Genomic DNA, 26,507 nt, shown 5'->3' with positions numbered 1-26,507 from the left:
TATTTGGTTCACGTCGCGTTTATGGCCGCGTCCGTCTCTTGTTTACCGTCAGGCGGCACTCTACATCGGCATCCATGAAACTCAGCCTTCCGTTTGTCAAAAAGCAGCCGCTTGTGGCCGTTGTGCGTTTGTCCGGCGCGATTGGGATGGCCGGTCGTGGGTCGCTGAACGACACCACGCTGGCCCCGATTCTGGAAAAGGCATTTCGCAAGGGCAAGCCTGCTGCCGTCGCGCTTGAGATCAACTCGCCCGGCGGTTCCCCGGTGCAAAGTTCCTTGATCGGCGCACGTATCCGGCGGCTGGCGGAGGAACTTAAAATCCCTGTTTTCGCCTTTGTCGAGGATGTCGCGGCCTCGGGAGGCTACTGGCTGGCGGCGTCTGCGGATGAGATATTTGCCGATGACAGTTCCGTGCTGGGTTCGATTGGCGTGATATCCTCGGGCTTTGGTGCGCATGTGTTTCTGAAACGCCAGGGGCTCGAACGGCGCGTACACACAGCGGGTCAGTCGAAATCCATGCTGGACCCCTTCGCGCCGGAAAAGAAAGAGGATGTGGCACGACTGCAGGGTTTGCTGGGCGATATCCACGATAACTTCATCACCCATGTCGTCACACGGCGCGGTGACAAGCTGGATGACGCGGCGGACCTTTTCAGTGGCGAAATCTGGCTGGCCAAACGCGCGCAGGAGCTGGGGCTGATCGATGGTATCGCGCATCTCAAACCGAAGATGCAGGAGCGGTTTGGCGATAAGGTGAAATTCCGCCGCTATGGCGTCCGCAAACCGATCTGGTCCCGTTTTGGGGCCGCTGTGGCGCAGGATGCCATCGCCGGGCTGGAGGAGCGGGCGGCTTACGCGCGCTTCGGTTTGTAACGTGATCATCAAGGCCGTCACTCTTTTTCTGATCGCCATGGGTGTATTGGCGATGTTCGGGAAGCTGCGCTTTCCGGGGCAGAAGCGGCTGCAGTCCTCAAGATGTCCCCGCTGCAGGCGGTTCAGGATCGGTAAAGGCCCTTGCGCCTGCGAAAAAGGAGGGCGGACATGACGGCATGGCTGCTATCCGGCCTCGGATTGCTGATCCTTTTGCTGGCCGGTGATGCGCTGGTTCGGGGGGCGGTCAACCTGAGCCTGCGTCTGGGCGTGCCTGCTCTGATTGTCAGTCTGACGATTGTTGCCTTTGGCACATCGGCGCCGGAACTTCTGATTTCCATCAGCGCCATATTGGAAAACGCGCCCGGTATCGCACTGGGGAACGTGGTCGGGTCGAACACGGCGAATATCCTGTTGGTGCTGGGCCTTCCCGCGCTGCTTGCCACGCTTCACACCAGTGAATGCGACAGCCGCAAGAACTATGTTTTCATGTTGCTGGCCTCGGTTCTGTTCATCGGGCTGGCCTTCTGCGGCACGTTCACCGTGATCAGTGGCCTCATATTGCTGGCTGCGTTGGCCCTGATGCTGTGGAACGCGTTCCGGGAAGCCCGCGCCCATCGCAAGGCCTGCGGCGAAGCCTGCGCCGACGATGAGGAACTGGAAGGACTGGAAGAAGCCGACCCCGACATGCCCTATTGGAAAGTTTCGATCTTTTTGGTTCTGGGTCTGGTCGGCCTGCCAATGGGTGCGCATTTGTTGGTCGAAAACGCAACAGTAATTGCGCGGCATTACGGTGTCAGTGAAACCGTGATCGGATTGACGCTGGTGGCCGTCGGAACATCTTTGCCCGAGCTGGCGACAACGGTCATGGCGGCGCTGCGTCGGCAGGCAGATGTGGCGCTGGGGAACGTCATCGGTTCGAACATGTTCAATCTGCTGGCGATTGTGGGGATTGCAACGCTGGTCGGACCGATTCCGGTTGATCCCGAATTCCTGCACTTCGATCTTTGGGTCATGCTGGGCGCATCGCTTCTGCTGATCCCGTTTGTTTTCCTCAAGCAAGACATCACACGGACCTGGGGTTTTGTCCTGTCCATCCTTTACGTGATTTATGTCATCATCCTGCTGGCGTGATCTGACGAAGAAAGGTGATCCATGACCCGAGCTCTAGTTACCGGTTCAGGCATTCGTCTTGGCCGGGCCATGGCGCTTTATCTTGCGCGGCGGGGATATGACGTCGCGGTTCACTACGCCAGTTCGCGGGCCCCGGCAGAGGAGACCGTCGCCGAGGTTCAGGCGATGGGGTGCAAATCCGTTGCACTACAGGCCGACCTGCTGGACGAAGCCCAGGTCCAGGCGCTGCTGCCTCGCGCGGTCGAGGCGCTGGGAGGGCCGATCACCTGTCTGGTCAACAATGCTTCGGTCTTTGAGTACGACAATATCCGGACGGCCACCCGGCAAAGCTGGGACCGCCATCTCGACAGCAATCTGCGCGCGCCGTTTGTGCTGACGCAGGCAATGGCCGCGCAGGGGCTGGAGCCTGAAACGGACGAGGCGGGCGAACCGGTTGCCACCGGACTGATCGTCAACATGGTTGACATGCGGGTGCGCAAGCTGACGCCGGAATTCATGTCCTACACCATTGCCAAGATGGGTCTTTGGGCGCTGACACGCACCGCGGCGCAGGCGCTGACGCCCGCGATCCGCGTTAATGCGATCGGGCCGGGTCCGACCTTGCAGGGCCATCGGCAGAGCGAAGGGCACTTCAAAGCGCAACGCGCCAATACTGTTCTGGAACGCGGCGCGAACCCCTCCGATATCACCGCGGCGCTGGGGTATTTTCTGGATGCACATGCCGTAACCGGACAGTTGCTTTGCGTCGACGGTGGCCAGCACCTTGGCTGGCGGACGCCTGACGTGCTGGGACTGGAATAGGCAATTTTGCTGTAAGTTTTGCACCGCTCTCATTTGTGTTACCGGCACGTTACAAAAATGTCTTTTTTTTCATACACTTGTCACGCGCGAGAAAAAATTTATATAAATAACAAGTGGTTATATGATCGCCTAATTATTAGGCAAACAGGGAAATAGGCAATGAAACAAGGGAAAAACGAGGCGATACAAAAGTTATCTGCACAGTTATCCACAGAAACCGTGGACTTGTTTACTCTTGATCTGAGACCGACAAGATTGCAGCCATGGTCAGAGAATCATATCTCAGGCCAATGACCACCCAAGACGACCCTTCATCAGACACGCAGCCCACCGGCTATGCCTGCATTCAGCGTTACGTGAAAACATTGGACAGCTCACCTGGTGTTTATCGCATGCTGGATGGCGACAGCCGCGTTCTTTATGTGGGAAAGGCGCGGAACCTCAGGGCGCGGGTGTCGAACTATGCGCGTCCGGGCCATTCGGGGCGGATTGAGCGGATGATCGCGGCAACCGCTTCTATGATGTTCCTGACCACCCGGACCGAGACCGAAGCGCTGCTGCTGGAACAGAACCTGATCAAGCAGCTCAAGCCGAAATACAACGTGCTGCTGCGCGACGACAAAAGCTTTCCGAATATCCTCGTGGCCAAGGATCATTCTTTTCCGCAGATAAAAAAACATCGCGGGGCGAAAAAGGAAAAGGGGGCCTATTTCGGCCCATTTGCCAGTGCGGGTGCGGTGAACCGGACCCTGAATCAGCTGCAAAAGGCGTTCCTGCTGCGCAACTGCTCGGATTCCATGTTCGACAGCCGAACACGACCTTGTCTGCTTTATCAGATCAAGCGCTGTTCCGGACCGTGCGTCGGCCTGATCTCCGAGGCTGACTATGGCGCAAGCGTCAAGGATGCGGAACGGTTCCTGTCAGGGCGCTCCACTCGGGTGCAGGAAGAATTGGCCGAACAGATGATGGCCGCCTCCGAGGCGATGGAGTTCGAACGCGCCGCCGGTCTGCGTGATCGCATCCGGGCGCTGACGCAGGTACAGACCTCGCAGGGCATTAATCCGCGAGGGGTGGCCGAGGCAGATGTCATCGGTCTTTACATGGACAGCGGGCAGGCCTGCGTTCAGGTGTTTTTCATCCGGGCCAACCAGAATTGGGGCAACAAGGATTTCTATCCGCGTGTGGGGCCAGACGTCTCGGCGGCCGAGGTCATGGAAGCTTTTCTGGGTCAGTTTTACGACAACAAGGAACCGCCCCGGCAATTGATCCTGTCAGACGGGATTGAAAACGCCGATCTGATGCAGGAGGCGCTGTCTGAGAAGGCTGGCCGAAAGGTCGAAATCCTTGTGCCCCAGCGCGGTGAAAAGCAGGAGCTGGTGGCTGGCACCTTGCGCAATGCACGTGAATCTCTGGCCCGGCGCATGTCGGAAAGCGCAACACAGGCCAAGCTGTTGCGCGGCGTGGCCGAGGCGTTTGATCTGGACAGTCAGCCGAACCGGATCGAGGTTTACGACAACAGCCACATTCAGGGCACCAACGCGGTGGGCGGCATGATTGTTGCGGGCCCGGAAGGGTTCATGAAAAATGCCTATCGCAAGTTCAATATTCGTGGCGATGATCTGACACCGGGCGACGATTTCGGCATGATGAAAGAGGTTCTGACCCGCCGGTTCACCCGCCTGCAAAAGGAGGACCCAGACCGGGACAAGGGGCTTTGGCCCGATTTGCTGTTGATCGATGGCGGCGCCGGTCAGGTGAGTGCCGTGCACGAAATCATGGTCGAACACGGTGTCGAAGACATCCCGATGGTGGGTGTCGCCAAGGGCGTTGATCGAGATCACGGCAAAGAAGAATTTCACCGCATCGGTCAGCGCCCCTTTGCGCTGAAACGCAACGATCCGGTGCTGTATTTCATTCAGCGACTAAGGGACGAGGCGCATCGGTTTGCCATCGGTACACATCGCGCAAAACGGGCCAAGGCGGTGGGCGCGACACCTCTGGACGAAATCCCGGGGGTGGGTGCCGCGCGCAAAAGGGCGTTGCTGGCGCATTTCGGCAGTGCCAAGGCCGTCAGCCGAGCCAATCTGGCAGACCTGAAGGCGGTCGAGGGGATCTCAGCCGGGCTGGCGCAGAAGGTTTACGATTACTTCCACGACAAGGGCTAGACCTTCCGCCCGCGCCACAGGATGTACAGCCCCGAGGCAACGATCAGCGCGCTGCCGGTCCACATGGTCCGGTCCAATTGCTCGCCGAACATGACGACTCCCAGTCCGATACCGAACAACAGCCGGGAATAGCGGAAAGGCGTGACAGCCGAGACCTCGCCCGTGCGCATCGCCTTCATCAGCGATGCATAGGCGATTGTGCCCATCAGTGTGGCACCAACCAGGTGCAGGCTTGTGTGCAGGGTCAAAGCCGCCATCGGCACATCTTCCCAGAACCGATAGGCCAAACCGGCAACGACGATGCAAAGAAAGCCATAGAACCCCAGCACTTCGGTTCCCAGTGACGCGGGAGCGGCACGGCTGGCCAGATCGCGTCCGGCAAAGCCCAGCATTCCCAACACGGCGAGGATGGAGAGGGCCGAGAAACTGTCCCCGGTCGGCTGGATGATGATCACGACGCCGATCAGCCCGATCAGGATTGCGCTCCACCGCCGCCAGCCGACAGTTTCACCAAAAAACAGGGCCGCTCCGGCGACCACGACAAGGGGCGTGGCCTGCAGAATTACCGTGGCCGAAGACAGCGGTGTCAGCGCAATGGCCAGCACATAGAACAAACGCCCAAGGATTTCGAAGACCACGCGCACTTTCATCGGGCGCGATAGCACGTCAGGCTGAAACAGCCGCGTGCCACGCAGCAAGGCGGCAATTCCAAACACAAGCGCACCGCCCGCGCCGAACAGAATCAGGACCTGCCAGATCGGCAACGCGGCCGAGGCGCTTTTCAGCAGCGCGTCCTCGAGCGCAAACAGCGCCATTGCCGAGATCATCCATAAACTGCCGATCAGGTTTGACCGGGGGTCCGTTTGAATATGCGGTGTCATGCTGCTGTCGTTCCCCAACCGGTCCGCGCGCCAATCTGACGGCAAAGCGCGTGCGCGCCAAGCTGTATCTGGTTGAGATGTCCGGCTTGCGACCCTTTGACCACCAGTGCCGCAACCGCCTGTGATCGGGTCAGTTTTTTGCATGGCCGTCTTTTCTGTCCCGAAGCGGCGATGTAGTGTCGATCCATGAAGTGGAACCTGCCCAATATCCTGACCGTCCTGCGCCTGTTGGCGGCACCCGGTCTGGCCGTGATGTTTCTGTATTTCACCCGCCCCTGGGCGGACTGGTTTGCTTTGATCCTGTTTCTGACGGCCGCCATCACCGACTGGTTCGACGGATATCTGGCGCGTGCGTGGAAACAGGAAACCAAGATCGGGGCCATGCTGGACCCGATTGCCGACAAGGCGATGGTGGTGATCGCCCTGATGATTCTGGTCGGCTATTCCGCCGAGCACTGGACGCCCTGGCTGGTGCTGCCCGCGACTGTCATCCTGTTTCGCGAGGTTTTCGTCTCGGGCTTGCGTGAATATCTGGGTGACGTGGCCGGGACGCTGAAAGTCACGAAGCTGGCCAAATGGAAAACCACTGCGCAGATGGTGGCGATTGCCATCCTGTTCTCGCAAGGGATATTCGAGCACCATTTTGTGATGGGGTCATTTGGCATGGATGCCGAAACACTCGATCGGGTCCTGATGGGTGAGATCGAGGACCTGAACGGCCTGCGCTGGCATCTTGAGGGGATGTTCTGGTCCGGGCGGATCGGGCTTTGGCTGTTGTGGATCGCGGCCACTCTGACATTGATCACGGGCTACGACTACCTACGTAAAGCCATGCCGTATCTGAAGGAGAGCTGAGCGATGGATGTGCTGTATTTTGCATGGGTGCGCGAACGCATCGGCCTGCCGAAAGAAAGGGTCGAGACCGAGGCCGCAACGGTATCCGATCTTGTGGCCGAGCTGAGCGCGCGAGAAGACCGCTATGCCGCCGCCTTTGCGGACCTGTCCGCATTGCGGGTAGCGCTGGATCAGGAACTTTCGGACTTTGACGCCTCGCTGGCCGGTGTGCGTGAAGTGGCGTTCTTTCCGCCCATGACCGGCGGCTGACGCGATGCGTATTGCCGTTCAGGAAGAAGCGTTTGACCTTGGTGCCGAAGCCAACGCTTTTGCGTCCGGGGATGCAGTCAACGGCGCCATCGTGACCTTTACCGGAATCGTGCGCGATCTGGCCACGGGTGACCTGGATGTGATGGAGATCGAGCATTACCCGGGCATGACCGAGCGCGCGCTGACAAAGATCGCCGAAGAGGCTCAGGAACGCTGGTCTTTGGGGGATGTTCTGGTAATCCACCGCCACGGGCGGCTGGCCCCGGGGGACCGGATCATGATGGTTGCCACGGCTGCGCGGCATCGCAAGGATGCATTCGAGGCGGCAGAGTACTTGATGGACTATCTGAAATCCCGCGCGCCCTTCTGGAAGAAAGAGATCACCTCGGGCGGGGCGGAGTGGGTGGCCGCGAAAGATGAAGACGAAGACGCGTTGACCCGCTGGTAATACGCGAACCGGCACCCGCTGGGCAGGTGCCGGCGCGTGTCAGGGCAGATCAGCCGGATTGTTCCGCATTGCAGGTCCGCGCTGCCTCAATGGCTTTCTTTGTGCCATCCAGGTTGACGGTGAATGCAAATTCCTTTTCCGGGAACACGATCATTTCGCTTTTATTGATGACGTCGTCAACGAATTGAGCGTTGTTCGCCAGGATGTATCCGCCGGTGTATCCGTCGGCCAGGTGCTTGGTTTTCTTATGCGCTTCGGCCTCATAAACGTTGCCGTCCAGTGACAGGAAGATCTTTTCCTTCTTACCTTTCAGGCCGATGTCATTCTTCGTGAAAACCCCCAGATAGCCCATCTCATGGTCTTTGGTCAGGCCCATTTGAACGACGTTCTGGTTTTCGTCCATGCGCTCGATCAGGCAGGACCCGCGCGTATCATCTACAAAGATGGTCCATCCGGATTCTTCCCCCCAATTTGAAAACGTATCGTTTTCCGAGGGGATGACATCGCCGGAAGCCAGGGCTGAGGTTGCGGAAAATGCGCAAAGCACTGTGGCGGTTTTCAAAGTATCTTGGAAATTCATAGTACACTCCAATTTTCTGGATAGTGGACAGTGATGTGTGTAGGCAAAAACACACCAATTCGTAGTATTGAATTTGTCGCCAATATTGAAGGCGAAAGAAACAGACCGGCCAAAACACGCCGATCTTGTTTACTGTTGTCCTGAGGCAAGCTCAGGTTGTGCAGTCGACGCCAAGGTTCAGTCGGCGTTGTTTATCCGCCCGCGCAGTTCTTCCGCCTCTTGCCGCGCCGCGCGCAGGCCGTCCATCGCGGCGGCAAGTTCGGCTTCGGTCTGGGTCAGCTGGTTGGACAGTTCGGCCTCGCGTTGTTGCAGGTAGGTAATCGCCTGATCGCGGGTTTCTTCGGCTTCATGCAACTCCTGGCTCATACGGTCCAGATCAGCGACGTCGCTTTGGCGTACGCGGGACAGACGATGGGCCAGCCAGTTGGCGAACCAGCCCATGCAGAATGCCGCAAACAGGATGACGGCAGTGGCGATGATGAATTCGGTTCTGTTCACTTTACTGATCCCCTGCATCCGCATCAGATGCGCTGTTTTCCGGTACTTCAGGCTCGGATGGCGTTGCCTCCAGCGCATCTAACCCGGTTTCCCTGTCCGCAACCGGTTCGGGCCGGATAAGGCGAAACTCGATGCGGCGGTTTTCTTCCCGGCCTTCTTCGCTGTCGTTGTCCGCGATGGGTTGCGTTTCACCATAGCCGACGGCCGAGTAGCTTGCCGTCGGGATCCGGCGCGCGCGCAGCTCACTCAGAACGGACTGGGCGCGGGACTGGCTCAGCTGCTGGTTCATCTCTTCGCGGCCCTGGCTGTCCGTGTGGCCCTGAATTTCAAGCCGGATGGGGCCACATTCCCGCAGGATCTCTGCGATCTGGTTCAGCGTATCCCGCGATTCGGTGGCAACGGTGGCCGAGCCGGGTTCGAACGCGATCTTGCCTGCCGCCTGAATCTCGGCAATCTGGGACTCGCAAAGTTCCGGATCGGGCAGGGCATCTTCGGGTTCGGGCGGTTCCTGATAGGTGATCGACAGGGTGAAATCCTGCGCTTCGCCCAGTTTGTCAGACAAATGCCCGGCTATGCGGGCCTTTGCATCTTCCTCATGGCTGACACCGGACAGTTCCACCACCTCGGGCGTGACGGTCAGAACACCATTGTGCAGTTCCGACAACGCCTCAAGCCCGGCCAGCACCCGCAGCGGCCAGTCGGCGGGCAGATCGGGAACAATGCGGGTTGCCACGTGCACCTGTTCCGAGCCGAAGGCCGCGCGGGCAAAGCTGTCGACCATGTCCCGCAAGGTTTCATCCCCGACACGCCCACGCAGTTGCACCAGGCCTTCCGGGCTGCGGGTTGCGGAAAACTCGGGCGGGCCGGCCTGGTCTTGGGTGTCGGGTTCGGGCAAAACGGCGTGTAGGGCAAACACTTCCGGCAATGCGTTTTCCAATTCACCCACGACCCGGTCGAATGTGGCGGGGTCCGCGCCTTGCGCCGCGATCAGCGTGATGTCGGCATCGGACATGGTCACCGAACCCTGCCCGATATCGGCCAGCGCCCCGATGCTGAGCTCGGCTGCGCGGGCCCAGCGAGGCGAGGGGACACCCAGCCCGATGGTGCAACTGTAAGGACCGGACAATCCTGCTGCTTGCGCGGCGGCCACGATTGTCTGACGGGCCTCGTCATCCTGCGCCGAACAGGCGTCGAAACGCCCCCCTTCTTCGGTGATCAGGTAGCGCAACGTAAAAGGTGTGATCACCGGGCGCGGTGCTGAAATCGACAGGCCGATCCGAAGGCTTGGGGGTGCAGCGCGCGTCAGGTCGCGCTCCAGCATCTCTTTTTCCTTCTGGCTGTCGGTGATGGCCGTGATCCGCACCAGCCCGGGGCTGGCCGAGATCTTGGCCCGGGGCAGCTTCGCCAGCGCGCTCAGCGCGTAAGTAAATGCGTCGTCCCAGCCCTTCGGCTTGGGATAGTCAGCCGTTTCCAGCAGATCTGACACGGGGGTGTTTGGAACCAGTTTTTCCAACTGTCTGATCATGGCGTCACGATCCACGCTGGCCGGGATCAGACCGATGACCGAGATGCCACTGTCGTTGCGCAGGATTTCGGTCGAAAACCGCGGTGCCGCCAACGTTGTGGTGGGCGCAACTTCCATCTCATCGATGACACGCGATGTATCGACTTCGGTTCCGGCAGCGGTCAGCGCGTTGAAACGCGTTGCCTCGTCCGAAGCGGTGCCGGTCAGAACCACGCGCAGCCCGTCTGAATGCACTTCGGCCCAGTCGTGCCCCTTGAGATCCAGCGCCCGGCGCACGGCAAATTCCGAAGCTTCTTCGACCTTTGTCACGGCATAACTGGCCGCCAGCAGCGACAAACCGCCCGACACGAGAAAGATCAGGACAACAGCGATGGAAAAAGGCAAACGCATGTGCGGTTTCAGGACTCCTCGGGCGATTGGTCGGGACTCTTACAGAGGCGTGGCCTGGGGTGCAATCAGAGCAGAAGCGCGACGCAGAGGAAGATCAGCGGAATCAAGCCGGTGTCGCGGTTGGCCCGGAACAGTTGCAACAGTTTGGCGTTGTCTTCGATATCCAGCCCGCGCAATTGCCAGGCCATGTGCCAGCCCATCGCCCATGGCCCGGTCAGGGCAACGACCAGTGCCATGATGGACGCCTGCTGGGCCGCACCATCGATGATGGCAAGTCCCATAAGCGCGACGGTTGCGACCAGAAAATACTTGAGCCATTTCACCGTATCCGTCCCGAACAGCCGCGCGGTGGATTTGATGCCGATCAGTTCGTCATCCTCGGCATCCTGATGGGCATAGATGGTATCGTAAAACAGCGTCCAGGCGATGCCCGACAGGTACAGGGTAACTGCGGGCCAGCCTACCGTGCCGCTATGGGCGGCCCAGGCCAGCAGCGCGCCCCAATTGAAGGCCAGGCCCAGAAAGACCTGCGGCCACCATGTGAACCGCTTGGCGTAAGGGTAGATGGTCACGGGCAACAGGGACAGAACGCCCATGGCGATGGCCGCCTGATTGAACGTCAGAAGAATCCCCAGCGCCAGCATGCATTGCAGGCCCATCCAGACAACGGCCTGCCGAACGCTGACCTGACCGGACGGGATCGGCCGGGACCGTGTGCGCTCCACCTGCCCGTCAAATTCGCGGTCGGTGATATCGTTCCAGGTACAGCCTGCACCACGCATAAGAAAGGCTCCGATGGCGCAGCCGATCGCGATCCACAGATCTTCCCAGCGTGGGTTCCCATCGCTGAGAATCGCCAGCGCAAGGCCCCACCAGCAGGGAATCAGCAGCAGCCACGTGCCGATGGGCCGGTCCGCGCGGCTGAGGCGCAGGTAGGGCCGCGCAAAGGCGGGCGCATGGGTGTCGACCCAGTTGCCGCTGACGGCATCGGCGACCTGACCATCTGGTGTTGGGACATTGCCTTGCATATGTAAGGTCTCATGAGTGCAAAAATCAGACTGTATGTAGAGCACCCTCTGGGTCGGGGGCAATCCGTTGAATTGACGCGCGAGCAGGCACATTACCTGTTCGGCGTCATGCGTCTGGCTGTCGGGGGGCACGTCGCACTGTTCAACAGCCGGGACGGAGAGTGGCTGGCCGAGGTGGCCGAGGCAGGCAAACGCGGCGGCACGCTGGCCTGTGTCGAACAGACCAGACCGTTGCAGATGCCGCCTGACCTTTGGTTTCTGTTCGCGCCGATCAAAAAGGCACGCACCGACTTCATCGTTGAAAAGGCGGCGGAAATGGGTGCCGCGCGGATCATTCCGGTGCAGACCGAATTCACCAATTCCGAACGCATCCGACAGGACCGTTTGCAGGCCCATGCGGTTGAGGCCGCCGAACAGTGCGGCGGAACCTTCGTGCCCGAAGTTTGCGAGCTGCAGCGCCTGGACCGTGTGCTGGATGCCTGGCCCGATGGGCGGCAACTTATGTTCTGCAACGAGGCGGAAGTAGGCTCGGCTCTGCGTCTGGCCGAACAGGAAAAGGGCGGGCCGTGGGCCATTCTGATCGGTCCCGAGGGCGGGTTTTCCGAGCGTGAGCGCAAGCGCCTGACCGCATTGCCTTATGCGCATGTGGTCAGTCTGGGCCCGCGCATTCTGCGCGCGGATACTGCGACTGTGGCGGCCCTGACCATGTGGCAGCAGGCGCTGGGGGATTGGTCGTGACCTGGTGTTTGGCGCAGGCAACCGACCTGCCCGCGATCGAGGAATTCCTGCGCCGTCACCTGCAATCTTCAATGTTTCCGCTGGCCAACCTGCGGGACTTCGGACTGAACGGATCGGAACCCCGGTCCCTGAAAATCTGGATGCTGGGCGAGCCGCTACGCGCCGTTCTGGCCATCACGAACGAAGGAATGTTGTTGCCGCAGTGCCCGGATTGCACCGATGCCGATTTTGAAGCGGTACTAAAGATGCTGAAAAGCCGCCCGGTCATCGGCGTGATCGGTGAGGCCGCCCAAGCCCGGCGCATTTTGCAACTGGCTGGCTGGCAAAACAGACCCGCTATCCTCAGCCGGGATGAGCCTGCCTTTTCGCTGGAACTGGAACAGCTGATTATTCCAGACCTGCCGGGAGCGCGCGTTGTCCCCTTGTCGGCAATTGACCGGGCGCTGGCCGTTCACTGGCGGCACAGCTACCATCTGGAATCCTTGGGAAAGGACTCGGATCAGGCGCTACATCAGGCAGAACGCGACATTGACGGGTATCTGAACCGGGACAGCCACCGGGCGTTGTTGTTGAACAACCAACCTGTCTGCATGACCGGTTTCAACGCCATTTTGCCAGACGTGGTTCAGATCGGCGGGGTTTATACGCCGCCTGAACTGCGCCGCCGCGGCTATGCCCGAACCGCCGTCGCGCTGCATCTGGCCGAGACGTGCGCAAAGGGTGTGTCACGTGCCGTACTTTTTGCCGCTTCTGATTTTGCGGCGCGGGCCTATATCGCGGTAGGATTTGTTCGGGCAGGTCAGTTCTCGGTGAACCTGTTCAAGACGGAAAAGGAGGCCGCCGCATGAGTTTCATCCGCCCGGAAGCGAAACTGGCCCTTTGGCGTTGGCGCGAAGTGCTGGTGGCCGTTGCCGTTTTTCTGGTGGGCCTCAGTTGGGTTAGCGGGCCCGGCGGGCTGCTGGGCTGGATGGGATGGATTCTGGTCGCCGTGGCGGTGGCGCTGGCGGTGATCGGGGTGCAGCGGGTGCGATTCCGCATGGGTGCGGGTGGTCCCGGTGTTGTGACAATAGACGAGGGGCAGATCACCTATCTCGGGCCTCTGGATGGCGGCATTGTCGCTGCGCGCGAAATCGAGAGGCTGGCGCTGGACCCGACCTCGGACCCGGCGCATTGGGTGCTGGACCAGCCGGGACAGCCCGCACTTCACATTCCTGTGAACGCCGAAGGCGCCGAGGCGCTGTTTGATGTGTTCTCGGCCCTGCCGGGGCTGAAAACCGAACAGATGTTGTCGGAACTCAACGGCGGATCGCCGCATCCGGTGGTAATCTGGGAACGCACGCCCTCGCGCCCGTCGCATATGCGCCTGCATTGACACTGGCCGCGTTTGCGACCACGACTGACCCAGCAACAGACACTTCAGGAGCGGAGCGCGGTTCATGTCCATTCCCCAGTCCGGCGGCGGGCCGATCGAACGCCACGAGCAACTGGCCGAATATCTGGAATCGGGCTGCAAGCCCAAGGCCGATTGGCGTATCGGTACCGAGCATGAGAAGTTCGGGTATTGCAAGGACACGCTGAAACCGCTGCCGTTTGAAGGCACCCGGTCCATCGTTGCGGTGCTTGAAGGCTTGCGCGACCGTCACGGCTGGAGCGAGGTACGCGAAGCCGGGCATCTGATCGGTCTGGAAAAGGACGGCGCGAATGTCAGCCTGGAACCGGGCGGCGCGCTGGAATTATCGGGTGCTCCGCTGGAGACGATCCACGAAACCTGTGACGAAGTGAACACTCACCTGCGCGAGGTGAAGGATATCGCCGACGAGATTGGTGTCGGTTTCATTGGTTTGGGGGCGGCTCCGATCTGGACCCATGACCAGATGCCGCTGATGCCCAAGGGCCGTTATCGGCTGATGAACGACTATATGGAAGAAGTCGGCACCATGGGCCGCGCCATGATGCGGCGCACATGCACGGTACAGGTCAATATCGACTTCGGCTCCGAGGCCGACATGGTTCAGAAACTGCGCGTGGCACTGGCGTTGCAGCCGGTGGCAACGGCGCTGTTTGCAAACTCTCCGTTCTTCGAAGGCAAGGTCAACGGACAGAAAAGCTGGCGCAGCCACATCTGGCGACATCTGGACGATGCCCGCACCGGGATGTTGCCCTTCGTGTTCGAGGACGGATTCGGGTTCGAGCGTTACGTTCAGTATGCGCTCGATGTGCCGATGTATTTCGTCTATCGCGACGGACAGTATATCAACGCTCTGGGCATGTCCTTCCGTGATTTCCTGCAGGGCAAACTTCCGGCGCTGCCGGGGGAAACCCCGACCCTGTCCGACTGGGCCGACCACCTGACCACCGCCTTCCCCGAAGCGCGGATCAAGAAGTTCATGGAAATGCGCGGTGCCGATGGCGGCCCGTGGCGCCGCCTGTGCGCGCTGCCTGCCTTCTGGGTCGGGCTGACCTACGATCAGGGCGCGCTGGATGCGGCGTGGGATCTGGTCAAAGACTGGGACGCGGAAACCCGCGAGGCGCTGCGGGTTGAGGCCGCCAAAGACGGGCTGCAGGCGCGGGTTGGCAACATCAGCATGCATGATCTGGCACGCGAAGTGGTGGCCATTTCCGAGGCCGGCCTGAAATCCCGTGCCCGCCCCGGCGCCGGAGGTCTGGTCCCCGATGAGACCCATTTCCTGAATGCGCTGAAGGACAGTATCGAAACTGGTAAGATTCCGGCAGACGAGTTGCTGGATCACTTCTATGGAGACTGGAACGGCGATCTGACCCGGATCTATCCTGAATACAGCTATTGAGACCATCGGGCGCGTTAAGGCATGATTTGCCAAAACGGGCCTAATGTCTTGCACTTCTTGCGGGCCGTCAGATACTAGCAAGCATTCCGTCGCGCGAGTGATCCATGGCCCGTATCAGCGAACTTCATTATTCCAACGCCTACGCCGCAACCTCGGGTGTAAACGAATTTCTTGAAGTCGCACTGCGCCCGGATGAGATTCCAGCAGATTTCACGGTCTCGTTCTATCAGGCAAACGGGCAGGTCGGGATCGAAATTCCGCTGGATCATCCCTCAGTTCAGATGTCGGTCGATGCCGACAACAACGAGCTTGTTTTTGTCATATCGGCGGATGACTTCCCGATCCTTCTGACGGATCCCAACGGTGGCGGGCCGACCAACTACGAAGCCTATGCACTGACCAATACGAACACTGGTCAGGTCATCGATTTTTACGATATCGGTGGCGGCACAACGAACATCGTGGCGCAAAACGGGCTTGCGGCGGGGCAGACTTCGGTCAACCTGCCGGTTCTGGTCGGACCGAACCAGACCACGACAACGTTGCAATTCAATCAGCCCGATCCGGATACCCTGACCTACGGGTCAGTGGCCCCAGGCGACAGTGGTGCGGCCTGTTTCACGGCGGGCACGATGGTGGAGACGCCCGACGGACGTCGCGCTGTCGAAAATCTGCGTCCAGGCGATCTGGTGCACACAATCGACGACGGGCCACTGCCGGTTCGCTGGGTTGGCGGGCGCACGGTGTCAGGTCGTGGCCGCTTTGCACCGATCCGGATCCACGCGGGTACACTTGGCGCCGAGGTCGAAATTCTGGTGTCTCCCCAGCATCGTATCCTGATCACCGGCTGGCAGGCCGAATTGTTGTTTGGCGAAGACGAGGTTCTGGTTCCCGCGATATCTCTGGTCAACGGCACGACCGTGACACAAGACCCTTGCGACATTGTCAGGTACATCCATCTGCTGTTTGACCGCCATCAGCTTGTCACCACCTCTGGCCTGATCTCCGAGAGCTTTTTTCCGGGGCAGGAGGGGCTTGCGGGTTTGGGATCGGACACCCAGGACGAGTTGCTGGCGCTATTTCCCCAGCTGCGCAATCACCCCGAGGCATATGGCCTTGCAGCGCGCCCGGTGCGGCAGGACAGAACCACCGCGCTGTTACGTTCCGCCTGAATGTGCGCGCCCTCTTGCTTTCGCGGGCTGCTGTGATAGCAGGTCCGCAACAGCATTCAGGGGCCAAAGTCAGGAAGCGTCATGGACGATCTTAAGGCAAAATATCTGGGTCAGATCGCAGACGCGGGCGACGAGAACGCACTCGAAGCGATCCGCGTGGCCGCCGTGGGAAAAAAGGGCGAAGTCGCGCTGAAGATGCGCGAGCTGGGCAAAATGACGCCCGAGGAACGTCAGGTTGCAGGCCCGGCGCTGAACGCCCTGAAGGATGAGATCAACTCGGCCCTCTCCGCCAAAAAAGCCGCTCTGGCCGACGCCGCGCTGGATGAGCGTCTGCGCACCGAATGGCTGGACGTCACGCTGCCGACCCGCGCCCGCCGTCAGGGCTCGATCCACCCGGTCAGCCAGGCGACCGAGGAACTGACCGCGATTTTTGCCGAACTGGGTTTCTCGGTGGCCGAAGGGCCGCGGATCGAGACCGACTGGCATAACTTCGACGCGCTGAACATCCCCGGCCACCACCCCGCGCGGGCCGAGATGGACACGTTCTATATGCACCGCGCCGAGGGCGACAATCGCCCGCCGCATGTGCTGCGCACCCACACCTCGCCGGTGCAAATCCGCTCGATGGAGAAACAGGGCGCGCCGATCCGCGTGATCTGTCCCGGCGGCGTCTACCGCGCCGACTATGACCAGACCCACACGCCGATGTTCCATCAGGTCGAGGGGCTTGCCATCGACAAAGACATCTCGATGGCGAACCTGAAATGGGTTCTGGAAGAGTTCGTGAAAGCGTTCTTCGAGGTTGACGACGTCGAACTGCGCTTCCGCGCTTCGCACTTCCCCTTCACCGAACCGTCGGCCGAGGTCGATATCCGCTGTTCCTGGGATAACGGCCAGTTGAAGATCGGCGAGGGCGACGACTGGATGGAGATTCTGGGCTCAGGCATGGTCCACCCCAAGGTGATCGCCGCCGGTGGGATTGATCCTGAGGTCTATCAGGGCTTTGCGTTCGGGATCGGCATCGACCGTCTGGCGATGCTGAAATACGGCATCCCTGATCTGCGGGCGTTCTTTGACTCCGACCTGCGCTGGCTGCGCCATTACGGTTTCGCAGCGCTGGATATGCCGAACTTGCATGGTGGTTTGTCTCGCTAGGGAACATTTTGGACGACTGGCTGGCTGCATATCGCAATTGGTGGAAGCGCCAGGTTTCTAAACACCCGATGCTTTGGCTTGTGAGCCTATTTCTCGCTATGTTTGCGCCGCCTGCTCTTGCATTGTGGGTTTGGAAAAGTGTCTCGGCTTCTGTCTTGATCATCTTTTTCGGGTCGGCGCTTCTGTTTTTGCCTGGCGTTCTAATCGCTGGTTTTGAGTTCTTGCGGGTCGGGGCATTCCAGATGCGAGACAGGCTGCAAAACGAGAAGACCCGAGATTTGATAAAGAAACAGAAATCGGGGTTCTGGAGCTGGTGGTGACTAGTTCGCTTTTCTGATTAGCGCGGGGCAAAGGCCTATACTGCCGCGCAGTCAGTCGTTCATTGCGGCGCCATTGCTTCAAGCCCAATGGACGACCCCGCCCGCACAGGCTGGCGAATTGTCTCCACTAGCACCCTGTGTGAACGGCACGCGGATTTTGCCATCATCAATTGCTCATCACTCCCCGAGGACCGCCATCGCATGGTCTGGCATTGGCGTGGCTCGTCGGCAGATTGCAGCGTCGTCGTTACCGGTTTGCCACAATCAACTTCGAACAGATGTCCTGGAAATATCCATCATATACAGCGTGATAGCGGGAAAATAGGCTCGGGGATATTTCAACGGCCAGACAAGGTTTCTCATGAAGGTATTTCGCGACCGACCCCCGAAGCAGTTATTTCTGACCCTTCTTGCCGGAGTTGCCGCGATATTGGCGCTGTGGGGTGGTTTGATCAGTGTCGGGCTGCTGGACCCGATCTCGAAAGGCACCCCTCAGGCCAGCCCCGAACAGAGGCAGGCCGTTCTGGGCCGCTGGTGCGCCACCGATGAAAACGTGATCGACAGAAATTCGACGCTCACATTTGCCGGACAGGGGCTGGATCTTACACTGACCGCGGACCTCAGGGTGTTTACCGAAGTTGTGGATGCGCCGGTGAAGTTGTTCAGCGAAAGCGACAGCATCCTGTTCACCATCGATCAGCGGCCGGGATCTGTCTATGTGGCCGATCTTACCGGGGATGCGCTGGCTTTGGAGATTTACCGCAAGCAGCCGGCCAGCGATTTCGGAACCGGTGAATTCCTGCACCGGCAGTTTTATCGGCGATGTGCCTAACGCGCGCTCAATAACAGCTATTTGACGTGACACGGCAATCGCGGCAGCTAGGCTCGGGTCCATGATGTACCGATTGATTTGCCTGCTTCTGCTCTCTGTCACTCCGGCCTTTGCGATGGGGCCTTGGAAAACCGACTGCCACGGCGATGCCGCCTGCCCGTTGGGCGACCGCTCGTATCATGTGCTGGAACCGGATGGATGGGATGGCGAAACGCCTCTGCCGGTGCTGTTGCATTTCCATGGCTGGGCGCGGCAGGGCGATGTGGTGGTAAATCATGAACGCATCGCCGGGGCAACCAAGCTGCGCGATGTATTATTGGTGGCTCCGAACGGGTTGGGCAAAAGCTGGAATTTCTGGACCGCTGACACCGCAGACGTGTCGTTCGCTGATCGGGTGCTTGAGGATGTGGCCAAACACTATCCCATTGATCCTGAACGCATCTATGTCTCGGGCTACTCCTATGGCGGCGCGATGGCGTGGCGCTTTGTCTGCCAGTCCGGCAATGACGTGACCGCTTTGTTGGCTGTGGCGGGCAGTATCCCGCAGACCGAGGATTGCCCGGAAGCCCCGCGCCAGGCGCGCCATGTTCACGGAACTGATGACTCGGTGATGAGCTTCCCCTTTGGTCCTGGTGGCGATACGACCTATTCGGTGGCGCTGTGGCGGGAAAAATACGGTTGTGCAACTGCAACCCCGCGCGGCGACTGGAGTGTCGAGCCTTTCCTGACGCTCAGCCGAGTGGAATGGATCGATTGCGCGCGGGGAAAGGTGGTGCTGGACACCCATCCCGGCGGACATTTCATCCCTCATGGCTGGATCGGCTGGCAACTGGATGAGCTTTTGGGCCGCACCCCAGCCTATCCGTGACGCGCGGCGCTTGCACCCCGGCGCAATCTTTGCCATTGCCTTTGCCGACTGGATGTTTGCCAAAAAAGGCCCCGTGCAATGAAATTCACTCTGTCCTGGCTGAAAGACCACCTCGACACTGACGCTTCGGTTGATGAGATCGCCGAGGCGCTGACCGATCTCGGGCTGGAGGTCGAAGAGATCGTGAACCCGGCGGACCGGCTGAAAGACTTTAGGCTCGGCTATGTGAAACATGCCGAGAAACACCCCGACGCGGACAAACTGCGCGTCTGCAAGGTCGAAACGGATGAGGGTGAGCTGCAGATCATCTGCGGTGCCCCGAATGCGCGTGAAGGGATCACGGTCGTGGTTTGCAAACCCGGCATGTATATCCCCGGTCTGGACCTGACGATCAGCGTGGGCAAGATCCGTGGCGTCGAAAGCTTCGGCATGATGGCGTCTGAACGCGAGCTTGAGTTGTCGGATGAACATGATGGCATCATTGAACTGCCTTCAGGCGAAGTCGGCGATAAGTTCGTCGATTGGCTAGCCGAGAATGACCCCTCGAAAGTCGATCCGATGATCGAGATTGCGATCACTCCGAACCGTCCGGACGCGCTGGGTGTCGAAGGGATTGCCCGCGATCTGGCCGCGCGTGGAATCGGCACCCTGAAACAACGTGACTACGTGCCGGTCCCGGGAGACTACGAAAGCCCGATCAAGGTGACGATTGACGAGGACACGCTGGATGGCTGCCCGCATTTCACCGGCCGCCTGATCCGGGGCGTGAAGAATGGCCCCAGCCCGCAATGGCTGCAGGATCAGCTGAAAGCGATCGGTCTGCGCCCGATTTCGGCCTTGGTGGACATCACCAACTACATGACTTTTGACCACAACCGCCCTCTGCACGTTTTCGACGCGGACAAGGTGCAGGGCAACCTGCGCGTTCACCTTGCCAAAGGCGGTGAAAAGCTGGTGGCACTGGACGAGAAGGAATACATTATCCAGCCCGGCATGATGGTGATTTCGGATGACAAGGGCCCGGAATCGATTGCGGGCATCATGGGCGGGCAGGAAACCGGCTGCACCGAAGAGACCGTTAACGTTTTCCTCGAAAGCGCTTTCTGGGATCACGTTCAAATTGCTTTGACCGGCCGGGCGCTCAGGATCAATTCCGATGCCCGTTACCGTTTTGAACGTGGCGTCGATCCGGAATACACCCGTGAAGGGCTTGAGCATGCGACGCAGATGATCCTTGATATCTGTGGCGGTGAAGTTTCGAACGTGGTCGAGGCAGGCAAGGCGCCGAACCACGCGCGCGCCTACAAGTTGGACGCGGCGCGGGTTCGGTCCCTGGTCGGCATGGACATCCCCGAAAGCGAGCAGCGCCAGACCCTGACCCGACTGGGCTTTCGTCTGGAAGGCGAGATGGCTCATGTTCCCAGCTGGCGCCCCGATGTCATGGGTGAGGCCGATCTGGTTGAAGAAGTCGCGCGGATTGCGTCCCTGACCAAGCTGCAGGGAAAGCCATTGCCGCGGGTCACAGACGGCATTCCGAAGCCGGTGATGACCCCGGCGCAGCGGCGGCAGTCGATGGCGCGACGCACCTGTGCGGCGCTTGGGTACAACGAATGCGTCAGCTACACGTTCATCGATCAGGCCTCGGCCGCGCTGTTTGGCGGGGGCGACGATGCGACGAAGCTGGAAAATCCGATCTCGTCCGAGATGAGCCATATGCGCCCGGACCTCTTGCCGGGGCTGCTGCAGGCTGCGGCCCGCAATCAGGCGCGTGGGTACGCGGATGTGGCTTTGTTCGAGGTCGGTCCGGTTTTTCATGATGGCGAACCCGGCGATCAGAAGACCCAGATCACCGGCCTGCTTGTCGGTCGAAATGGCCCCAAGGATGTGCATGGCGCGTCGCGCCCGGTCGACGTGTTCGACGCCAAGGCGGATGCCGAAGCCGTTCTGGCCGCGATCGGCGCACCTGCCAAGGTTCAGGTCCTGCGTGACGGTGACACCTGGTGGCATCCGGGTCGTCACGGTCGGATTTGTCTGGGCCCGAAGAAGCTGCTGGGTGTATTTGGCGAACTGCACCCGCGCGTCCTGCAGGCGATGGATATCAAGGGACCGGCAATGGCCTTCACGATCTGGCCGGAAGAGGTGCCTTTACCCCGAAAATCCGGCGCCACCCGCGCGGCGCTGGAACTTCGTGACCTGCAGGCGGTCGAGCGCGATTTTGCCTTTGTTGTCGATGCCGGGGTCGAGGCCCTGACACTGGTCAATGCTGCGGCAGGTGCCGACAAGGCGCTGATTGAGGACGTGCGTGTGTTCGACGAATTTATCGGTGGAAGTGTGGGTGAAGGCAAAAAGTCCCTGGCCATTACCGTGCGACTTCAGCCGACGGACAAGACACTGAAGGAAAAAGACATCGAAGCCGTCAGCGCCAAGATCGTTGAAAAGGTCGCCAAGGCCACGGGCGGTACGCTGCGGGGCTGATGGAGTCCGCCTCCGGCGGGAGTATTTTCAAAAAGATGAAGGGGCGGTTGCGCCCCTTTGTTGTCTGGAGAGGAGAAAGCCATGCTGAACGTTTATCTGTCCGGGGAAATCCATACGGACTGGCGTGAACAGATCATCGAAGGTGCCAAGGGGCTGAGCATCGGGTTCAACAGCCCGGTGACGGATCATGCGGCCAGTGACGACTGCGGCGTTGCCATTCTGGGCGCCGAGACGGACAAATACTGGCATGACCACAAGGGCGCGATGGTCAACGCCATCAGAACGCGCAAGGGCATCGCCGACGCGGATGTGGTCGTGGTTCGGTTTGGCGACAAATACAAGCAATGGAACGCCGCCTTTGATGCCGGTTACGCGGCGGCTTTGGGTAAGTCTCTGATCGTGATGCACGGGCCAGATCATCAGCACGCGCTGAAAGAGGTGGACGCTGCCGCACTGGCCGTAACCGAGACACCGGAACAGGTTGTCGGTGTCCTGCGCTATGTGTTGACCGGCGCGCTGCCGAAGTGATCTGCGGATCGAACGCAGGTCATTTTCCTCGGATTTACCGTCTGAATGCAGGCCTGCTTGCAAACGGCCCTGGTCCGCGCTGATTGCTGCCGACTGGCGTCTTCGGCGTGGCCGATCGGATCCCAACCACTGGCATCACTGGGGAAAAACATGCCGCCTTTCCCATGAAAATGATTGCGCGTTTGTGAGAATGGCGCAGTCATCCTATACGAAATCACAACACTTGGGGTTTGCCCCTGCCGGAAAAACTGGTGAATCGTGCGAAGGAACGCGCGAAAAGGCAGAAGGAACAGACCGAAAAATCGCGGGCAGGCCAGAGGGAGCCGGATAAACATAAGGAGACTTGCGGCATGCTGAAAAAGTGACTGCTGCTGCATCAATTGTTTGGGATCTGCGCAGATGCATAGGTATCTGTTTTAATAATAGCGAAAACTGCGGCTTAGGGAGTGATCGGGAATGGAAATGGACCAGATTGTAGAAATGACAAACGGCTATCTGCCGGTTGTGCTGAAAGCAGGCAAGGCGCTGATTGTTCTGATTTTGGGTTGGATCGCAGCGGGTGCAATCAGCGGTATGGTCCGTCGCCGGATCAACAGAACACCTCAGATCGATCCAACATTGGGCAACTTTGCCGCCAGCATCATCAAATGGGTCATTCTCGCGATGGTTGTCGTTGCCGTACTTGGGATCTTTGGGATCCAGGCGACCAGTATCGTGGCCATTCTGGGTGCCGCATCGCTGGCCATCGGCCTGGCCCTGCAGGGAACGCTGAGCGATCTGGCCGCTGGTGTCATGCTGGTCGTGTTCCGCCCCTACAAGCTGGGCCAGTATGTCGATATCGGCGGGACGGCGGGGACCGTAAAAGACCTCAATCTGTTCACGACGGAACTGGTGACGCCGGACAACGTGCAGATCATCGTTCCGAATGGCCAGTCATGGGGATCGATCATAACCAACTACTCTGCGCATGATACACGCCGAGTCGATCTGGTGTTTGGCATTGACTATGGCGACAGCGCAGATGAGGCGATGAATATTATTCTGGATGTGGCCAAGGCGGATGAACGTATTCACAGCGATCCGGAGCCATGGGTGCGTGTGACCAACCTGGGTGACAGCTCGGTCGATCTGACTGCGCGCCTGTGGTGTGCGGCGGCGGATTACTGGGACGTCAGGTTTGAACTCACAAAGACGATCAAGGAAGCCTTTGACGCCAAGGGCGTATCGATCCCCTATCCGCATTCGGTGGAGATCCAGAAACAGGGCTGATGGCTCCCGCCTGTCGGGCGGGCAATGGAAATGCCCTTCTCCTGTTGGGTCCGGCGCCGCGCGAAAACGCGCGGCGCTTTTTTTTGCGGCCACGCTGGTGCTTGAGACGACAGCGCCGCGCCCGAAGGCGCGGCGCTATGCCTAAGGCTGTAAAGCACCCGCATCAGCGGGCGCTTTCAACGGCGGGAGGGCTTAGGATTTGACGATAACGTTGGGAGAAACGACATCGATGCCTAGCGCCTTGCCGACCGCGAAATAGGTCAACTGCCCGGCGTGAACGTTCAGACCGTTCAGCAGGTGCGGGTCATCCTGACATGCCTGTTTCCAACCCTTGTCCGCAAGTGCCAGCATGAACGGCATGGTCGCGTTGCCCAATGCAATGGTCGAGGTGCGCGCAACAGCGCCCGGCATGTTGGCCACGCAATAGTGCATGATGCCATCGACCTCGTAGATCGGCTCCGCATGGGTGGTGGCTTTCGAGGTTTCAAAGCAGCCGCCCTGGTCGATGGCCACGTCCACCAGCACCGCACCCGGCTTCATTGTGGACAATTGCGCGCGCGAGACCAGCTTGGGGGCTTCTGCACCGGGGATCAGAACGGCGCCGATCACCATGTCTGCAGTCTGGATCAGTTCGGCCGTTGCGCCAGCGGTCGAGTACTGGTTCTTGAACGTGCCGCCATAGACGTCGTCCAGATACCGCAGACGTGGCAGCGAACGGTCCAGAACGGTGACGTCCGCGCCCATGCCGGCTGCGATCTTGGCAGCGTGGGTACCAACAACACCACCGCCGATCACGACGACCTTTGCCGGGCCAACACCGGGAACACCGCCCATCAGAACTCCACGGCCACCATTGGCCTTTTGCAGCGTCCACGAGCCGACCTGAGGGGCCAGACGGCCAGCGACTTCGGACATCGGGGCCAGCAACGGCAGGCCGCCATTGGCGTCGGTCACGGTTTCATAGGCAATGGCGGTGCAGCCGGAGTCCAGCAGGTCGCGGGTCTGATCCGGATCGGGGGCCAGGTGAAGGTAGGTGAACAGCAGCTGGCCTTCGCGCAGCATCTTGCGCTCGACCGCCTGCGGTTCCTTGACTTTCACGATCATATCCGCCGTCGCGAACACCTCGGCCGCGGTGTCGACGATGCTGGCACCGGCAGCGGTATAGGCGTCATTGTCAAAGCCGGATCCCAGGCCGGCTCCGGTTTCGATGATGACCTCATGGCCGCGCGCGACAGCTTCCTGTGCGGCGTTGGGCGTCATACCGACACGGAATTCCTGAGGTTTGATTTCCTTTGGGCAACCGATTTTCATTTTGGGCTCTCCATCCATAAACTGCCTAAATTATGGGCACTCACAGCCGCAATTTCTGTGAAACTTTGCCCGGAAACTAAGTTTGTTTCGGTGGATTCTTCGATATACTGTCAGAATCTTGCAAAGGATTTGCGTGAATGAGCATAGATTCGACTGATCGAAAGATTCTGGCCGCCCTGCAGCACAACGGCAGAATGTCCAATGCCGAGCTTTCAGAGCAGGTGAATCTGTCGCCTTCCGCCTGCCACAGACGTGTACAACGGCTGGAGGTCGAAGGCTATATCCGCAACTACGTGGCACTGCTGGATGCGCGCAAGATGAACGTTCCGACAACCGTGTTTGTCGAGATCACGTTACAGGGTCAGGCCGAAGAGGTTCTGGATGCGTTCGAGAAGGCAGTATCCCGGATACCGGATGTTCTGGAATGCCATCTTATGGCGGGTACAGCGGATTACATCCTGAAGGTCGTCGCGGAAAACACCGAGGACTTTGCCCGTATCCACCGGCAATACCTGTCACGTTTGCCCGGCGTGGCGCAGATGCAGAGTTCCTTTGCGCTGCGGACCGTGTTCAAGACCACCGCATTGCCCGTGTGATCTTCAGGCTCGGCCGGGATAGGTGAACAGGGCCAGATGCAGGGCGTTGAAGGCGAAATGCATCACAACGGGAACCCAAATTCGTCCCGTCGCGAAATAACCCAGACCACAGCCCAGCCCAAGCAGCGATGCAAACAGGACCAGAGGGACGCCACCGCCCGCATGGGCCACGCCAAACAGAAGGCTTGCGACCGCAATTCCTGCGGCAGACCCGAACCGGGTCGCAAGGACCGTTTGCAGATAGCCGCGAAAGAAGGCCTCTTCCGCGAGGCAGGTCAGGAACAGGTTGGAAAGGGCAAAGGTCAGCCACCATTCGGGCAGGCCGACTTCTGGATGCACGGCCCCAGTCAGTAATCCTGCTGCAAAGAGCAGCGGCAAAGTTACGACACCAAGTGCAAGGGGCACCCAGCGCACCGGAGATTTTCGGCTCAACATCGCAGGACAAGCAAGCACAACCGCGAAGAACACCAGTGGTTTGTCCAGATTCAGGTGCATTGAGAACAGCGCGCTATCTGGGCCCGCGCGGACCTGATCCAGGACCAGAAAATTATGAAACCCGGGCAGCAGATGAGCACCAAGTGCGATGCACCAAACAATCAACGCCAGATGCCCGACCAGAACCCACCGGCCCTGTAGTCGATGAAGAAACCAGGCCCCGATCAAGCCCGACACGGCAAGTCCGGTTGCCAGCGGCGACAGAAGCCCGGTCAGCAGCGCGGCGACCGCGAAAACCGAAAGCAACGCAAGACCCAGCCGCAGATGCCCGGCCAAGGTGCTTACCTGAGCGGTTATCAGGATCGTCCATGGCCAGATCATGGGCAACAGAGAAACAAAATGGTCCACAAAAGCCTCATGCATTCGATGTCGGCATTGTTGCCGCGTGATTGGGGGAAATGGCAATATCGCTCTGGCCTGTTGGTTTCAACCTGTTGGCATTGCGTCAATTCTAACGCTTGTATCCCCGGCATCATGGGTCCACATTCAGGACAAAGACCGCACAACGCCCCTATTTC

At 59.7% G+C, this 26,507-nt stretch carries 28 protein-coding genes; 20 read left to right on the top strand and 8 right to left on the bottom strand.

Annotated elements, in window-relative coordinates:
• Positions 1-74: 74 nt before the first annotated feature.
• The 4 genes from ACR0JW_RS09820 (at position 75) to uvrC (ending at position 4,969) form a co-directional block, all read left to right on the top strand.
• Positions 75-872, top strand: a complete 798-nt coding sequence (locus ACR0JW_RS09820; protein ID WP_170679545.1) for a S49 family peptidase — start codon at positions 75-77, stop codon at positions 870-872.
• 168 nt (positions 873-1,040) lie between these two features.
• Entirely contained in the window at positions 1,041-2,003 is a 963-nt protein-coding gene (locus ACR0JW_RS09815) for a calcium/sodium antiporter (RefSeq protein WP_170679547.1), read from the top strand.
• A gap of 21 nt (positions 2,004-2,024) precedes the next feature.
• The gene (locus tag ACR0JW_RS09810) at positions 2,025-2,804 is read left to right on the top strand and encodes an SDR family oxidoreductase (protein WP_170679549.1); all 780 of its coding nucleotides are present in this window, start codon (positions 2,025-2,027) and stop codon (positions 2,802-2,804) included.
• A 290-nt stretch (positions 2,805-3,094) separates the two neighbouring features.
• On the top strand, positions 3,095-4,969 hold the full coding sequence (uvrC, locus tag ACR0JW_RS09805) for an excinuclease ABC subunit UvrC (RefSeq protein ID WP_170679551.1): 1,875 nt from the start codon (positions 3,095-3,097) through the stop codon (positions 4,967-4,969).
• Here the strand turns inward: uvrC and ACR0JW_RS09800 are convergent.
• Both ACR0JW_RS09800 and ACR0JW_RS09795 read right to left on the bottom strand, forming a co-directional pair.
• Positions 4,966-5,850 (bottom strand): DMT family transporter, encoded by an 885-nt coding sequence (locus ACR0JW_RS09800; RefSeq protein ID WP_170824902.1) that lies wholly within the window; start codon positions 5,848-5,850, stop codon positions 4,966-4,968. The genes uvrC and ACR0JW_RS09800 overlap by 4 nt on opposite strands.
• The gene (locus ACR0JW_RS09795) at positions 5,847-6,038 is read right to left on the bottom strand and encodes a hypothetical protein (protein ID WP_170679554.1); all 192 of its coding nucleotides are present in this window, start codon (positions 6,036-6,038) and stop codon (positions 5,847-5,849) included. The genes ACR0JW_RS09800 and ACR0JW_RS09795 overlap by 4 nt, the downstream gene beginning before the upstream one ends.
• Here ACR0JW_RS09795 and pgsA point away from each other — a divergent pair.
• The 3 genes from pgsA to ACR0JW_RS09780 are packed head-to-tail and all read left to right on the top strand — an operon-like array spanning position 6,037 to position 7,402.
• Complete coding sequence (gene pgsA / locus ACR0JW_RS09790) at positions 6,037-6,705, top strand: CDP-diacylglycerol--glycerol-3-phosphate 3-phosphatidyltransferase (RefSeq protein WP_170679556.1); 669 nt, start codon at positions 6,037-6,039, stop codon at positions 6,703-6,705. The genes ACR0JW_RS09795 and pgsA overlap by 2 nt on opposite strands.
• A 3-nt stretch (positions 6,706-6,708) precedes the next feature.
• The gene (gene moaD, locus ACR0JW_RS09785; RefSeq protein ID WP_058281820.1) at positions 6,709-6,954 is read left to right on the top strand and encodes a molybdopterin converting factor subunit 1; all 246 of its coding nucleotides are present in this window, start codon (positions 6,709-6,711) and stop codon (positions 6,952-6,954) included.
• A 4-nt stretch (positions 6,955-6,958) separates the two neighbouring features.
• Positions 6,959-7,402, top strand: coding sequence for a molybdopterin synthase catalytic subunit (locus tag ACR0JW_RS09780; protein WP_170679558.1), 444 nt, complete (start codon positions 6,959-6,961; stop codon positions 7,400-7,402).
• A 49-nt stretch (positions 7,403-7,451) separates the two neighbouring features.
• On the opposite strand, the gene ACR0JW_RS09775 is transcribed toward ACR0JW_RS09780, so the two are convergent.
• The 4 genes from ACR0JW_RS09775 to ubiA all read right to left on the bottom strand — a co-directional run bounded on the left by ACR0JW_RS09775 (position 7,452) and on the right by ubiA (position 11,423).
• On the bottom strand, positions 7,452-7,982 hold the full coding sequence (locus ACR0JW_RS09775; protein WP_480713855.1) for a hypothetical protein: 531 nt from the start codon (positions 7,980-7,982) through the stop codon (positions 7,452-7,454).
• A 177-nt stretch (positions 7,983-8,159) separates the two neighbouring features.
• Positions 8,160-8,480, bottom strand: a complete 321-nt coding sequence (locus tag ACR0JW_RS09770; protein ID WP_170614320.1) for a hypothetical protein — start codon at positions 8,478-8,480, stop codon at positions 8,160-8,162.
• A gap of 1 nt (position 8,481) precedes the next feature.
• A complete protein-coding gene (locus ACR0JW_RS09765) occupies positions 8,482-10,395 on the bottom strand; it encodes an OmpA family protein (RefSeq protein WP_480713854.1) in 1,914 nt (637 codons plus the stop codon).
• A 65-nt stretch (positions 10,396-10,460) separates the two neighbouring features.
• Entirely contained in the window at positions 10,461-11,423 is a 963-nt protein-coding gene (gene ubiA / locus ACR0JW_RS09760; RefSeq protein WP_170679566.1) for a 4-hydroxybenzoate octaprenyltransferase, read from the bottom strand.
• Between the two features lie 12 nt (positions 11,424-11,435).
• Between ubiA and ACR0JW_RS09755 the strand changes: the two genes are divergently transcribed.
• From ACR0JW_RS09755 to ACR0JW_RS09700, 12 genes are all read left to right on the top strand, one after another.
• A complete protein-coding gene (locus ACR0JW_RS09755; protein ID WP_170679568.1) occupies positions 11,436-12,161 on the top strand; it encodes a 16S rRNA (uracil(1498)-N(3))-methyltransferase in 726 nt (241 codons plus the stop codon).
• Entirely contained in the window at positions 12,158-13,009 is an 852-nt protein-coding gene (locus ACR0JW_RS09750; RefSeq protein ID WP_170679570.1) for a GNAT family N-acetyltransferase, read from the top strand. The genes ACR0JW_RS09755 and ACR0JW_RS09750 overlap by 4 nt, the downstream gene beginning before the upstream one ends.
• Entirely contained in the window at positions 13,006-13,533 is a 528-nt protein-coding gene (locus tag ACR0JW_RS09745; RefSeq protein WP_170679572.1) for a hypothetical protein, read from the top strand. The genes ACR0JW_RS09750 and ACR0JW_RS09745 overlap by 4 nt, the downstream gene beginning before the upstream one ends.
• Positions 13,534-13,597: 64 nt before the next feature.
• Positions 13,598-14,968, top strand: coding sequence for a glutamate--cysteine ligase (locus ACR0JW_RS09740; RefSeq protein WP_170679574.1), 1,371 nt, complete (start codon positions 13,598-13,600; stop codon positions 14,966-14,968).
• A gap of 104 nt (positions 14,969-15,072) precedes the next feature.
• Positions 15,073-16,140 carry a Hint domain-containing protein gene (locus tag ACR0JW_RS09735; RefSeq protein ID WP_170679576.1) on the top strand — a complete coding sequence of 356 codons (1,068 nt, stop codon included), beginning with the start codon at positions 15,073-15,075 and terminating at the stop codon, positions 16,138-16,140.
• An 81-nt stretch (positions 16,141-16,221) separates the two neighbouring features.
• Entirely contained in the window at positions 16,222-17,295 is a 1,074-nt protein-coding gene (gene pheS, locus ACR0JW_RS09730) for a phenylalanine--tRNA ligase subunit alpha (protein ID WP_170415244.1), read from the top strand.
• A gap of 8 nt (positions 17,296-17,303) precedes the next feature.
• Complete coding sequence (locus ACR0JW_RS09725; RefSeq protein WP_170679578.1) at positions 17,304-17,615, top strand: hypothetical protein; 312 nt, start codon at positions 17,304-17,306, stop codon at positions 17,613-17,615.
• Positions 17,616-17,976: 361 nt separating this feature from the next.
• The gene (locus ACR0JW_RS09720) at positions 17,977-18,447 is read left to right on the top strand and encodes a hypothetical protein (protein WP_170824905.1); all 471 of its coding nucleotides are present in this window, start codon (positions 17,977-17,979) and stop codon (positions 18,445-18,447) included.
• Between the two features lie 61 nt (positions 18,448-18,508).
• The gene (locus ACR0JW_RS09715) at positions 18,509-19,315 is read left to right on the top strand and encodes an alpha/beta hydrolase family protein (RefSeq protein ID WP_170824906.1); all 807 of its coding nucleotides are present in this window, start codon (positions 18,509-18,511) and stop codon (positions 19,313-19,315) included.
• A 78-nt stretch (positions 19,316-19,393) separates the two neighbouring features.
• Positions 19,394-21,790, top strand: coding sequence for a phenylalanine--tRNA ligase subunit beta (gene pheT / locus ACR0JW_RS09710; protein ID WP_170679584.1), 2,397 nt, complete (start codon positions 19,394-19,396; stop codon positions 21,788-21,790).
• 81 nt (positions 21,791-21,871) lie between these two features.
• Positions 21,872-22,318, top strand: a complete 447-nt coding sequence (locus ACR0JW_RS09705) for a YtoQ family protein (protein WP_170679586.1) — start codon at positions 21,872-21,874, stop codon at positions 22,316-22,318.
• Positions 22,319-22,780: 462 nt separating this feature from the next.
• Entirely contained in the window at positions 22,781-23,587 is an 807-nt protein-coding gene (locus ACR0JW_RS09700; protein WP_480713853.1) for a mechanosensitive ion channel family protein, read from the top strand.
• A 192-nt stretch (positions 23,588-23,779) separates the two neighbouring features.
• On the opposite strand, the gene ald is transcribed toward ACR0JW_RS09700, so the two are convergent.
• On the bottom strand, positions 23,780-24,898 hold the full coding sequence (gene ald / locus ACR0JW_RS09695; RefSeq protein ID WP_170614334.1) for an alanine dehydrogenase: 1,119 nt from the start codon (positions 24,896-24,898) through the stop codon (positions 23,780-23,782).
• Positions 24,899-25,035: 137 nt separating this feature from the next.
• Between ald and ACR0JW_RS09690 the strand changes: the two genes are divergently transcribed.
• Positions 25,036-25,494 (top strand): Lrp/AsnC family transcriptional regulator, encoded by a 459-nt coding sequence (locus ACR0JW_RS09690; RefSeq protein WP_170679588.1) that lies wholly within the window; start codon positions 25,036-25,038, stop codon positions 25,492-25,494.
• 3 nt (positions 25,495-25,497) lie between these two features.
• On the opposite strand, the gene ACR0JW_RS09685 is transcribed toward ACR0JW_RS09690, so the two are convergent.
• On the bottom strand, positions 25,498-26,337 hold the full coding sequence (locus ACR0JW_RS09685) for a CPBP family intramembrane glutamic endopeptidase (RefSeq protein ID WP_480713852.1): 840 nt from the start codon (positions 26,335-26,337) through the stop codon (positions 25,498-25,500).
• Between the last annotated feature and the right edge of the window lie 170 nt (positions 26,338-26,507).

This window comes from Ruegeria sp. BG6, from assembly GCF_056538465.1.
This window is presented reverse-complemented; position numbering and strand designations above follow the sequence as displayed.

Bases quoted from the DNA above. Each gene is read 5' to 3' on its own strand.
- ACR0JW_RS09820 (WP_170679545.1), top strand. From the start codon at position 75: ATGAAACTCAGCCTTCCGTTTGTCAAAAAGCAGCCGCTTGTGGCCGTT.
- ACR0JW_RS09815 (WP_170679547.1), top strand. From the start codon at position 1,041: ATGACGGCATGGCTGCTATCCGGCCTCGGATTGCTGATCCTTTTGCTG.
- ACR0JW_RS09810 (WP_170679549.1), top strand. From the start codon at position 2,025: ATGACCCGAGCTCTAGTTACCGGTTCAGGCATTCGTCTTGGCCGGGCC.
- uvrC (WP_170679551.1), top strand. From the start codon at position 3,095: ATGACCACCCAAGACGACCCTTCATCAGACACGCAGCCCACCGGCTAT.
- ACR0JW_RS09800 (WP_170824902.1), bottom strand. From the start codon at position 5,850: ATGACACCGCATATTCAAACGGACCCCCGGTCAAACCTGATCGGCAGT.
- pgsA (WP_170679556.1), top strand. From the start codon at position 6,037: ATGAAGTGGAACCTGCCCAATATCCTGACCGTCCTGCGCCTGTTGGCG.
- ACR0JW_RS09795 (WP_170679554.1), bottom strand. From the start codon at position 6,038: ATGGATCGACACTACATCGCCGCTTCGGGACAGAAAAGACGGCCATGC.
- moaD (WP_058281820.1), top strand. From the start codon at position 6,709: ATGGATGTGCTGTATTTTGCATGGGTGCGCGAACGCATCGGCCTGCCG.
- ACR0JW_RS09780 (WP_170679558.1), top strand. From the start codon at position 6,959: ATGCGTATTGCCGTTCAGGAAGAAGCGTTTGACCTTGGTGCCGAAGCC.
- ACR0JW_RS09775 (WP_480713855.1), bottom strand. From the start codon at position 7,982: ATGAATTTCCAAGATACTTTGAAAACCGCCACAGTGCTTTGCGCATTT.
- ACR0JW_RS09765 (WP_480713854.1), bottom strand. From the start codon at position 10,395: ATGCGTTTGCCTTTTTCCATCGCTGTTGTCCTGATCTTTCTCGTGTCG.
- ubiA (WP_170679566.1), bottom strand. From the start codon at position 11,423: ATGCAAGGCAATGTCCCAACACCAGATGGTCAGGTCGCCGATGCCGTC.
- ACR0JW_RS09755 (WP_170679568.1), top strand. From the start codon at position 11,436: ATGAGTGCAAAAATCAGACTGTATGTAGAGCACCCTCTGGGTCGGGGG.
- ACR0JW_RS09745 (WP_170679572.1), top strand. From the start codon at position 13,006: ATGAGTTTCATCCGCCCGGAAGCGAAACTGGCCCTTTGGCGTTGGCGC.
- ACR0JW_RS09740 (WP_170679574.1), top strand. From the start codon at position 13,598: ATGTCCATTCCCCAGTCCGGCGGCGGGCCGATCGAACGCCACGAGCAA.
- ACR0JW_RS09735 (WP_170679576.1), top strand. From the start codon at position 15,073: ATGGCCCGTATCAGCGAACTTCATTATTCCAACGCCTACGCCGCAACC.
- pheS (WP_170415244.1), top strand. From the start codon at position 16,222: ATGGACGATCTTAAGGCAAAATATCTGGGTCAGATCGCAGACGCGGGC.
- ACR0JW_RS09720 (WP_170824905.1), top strand. From the start codon at position 17,977: ATGAAGGTATTTCGCGACCGACCCCCGAAGCAGTTATTTCTGACCCTT.
- ACR0JW_RS09715 (WP_170824906.1), top strand. From the start codon at position 18,509: ATGATGTACCGATTGATTTGCCTGCTTCTGCTCTCTGTCACTCCGGCC.
- pheT (WP_170679584.1), top strand. From the start codon at position 19,394: ATGAAATTCACTCTGTCCTGGCTGAAAGACCACCTCGACACTGACGCT.
- ACR0JW_RS09705 (WP_170679586.1), top strand. From the start codon at position 21,872: ATGCTGAACGTTTATCTGTCCGGGGAAATCCATACGGACTGGCGTGAA.
- ACR0JW_RS09700 (WP_480713853.1), top strand. From the start codon at position 22,781: ATGGACCAGATTGTAGAAATGACAAACGGCTATCTGCCGGTTGTGCTG.
- ald (WP_170614334.1), bottom strand. From the start codon at position 24,898: ATGAAAATCGGTTGCCCAAAGGAAATCAAACCTCAGGAATTCCGTGTC.
- ACR0JW_RS09690 (WP_170679588.1), top strand. From the start codon at position 25,036: ATGAGCATAGATTCGACTGATCGAAAGATTCTGGCCGCCCTGCAGCAC.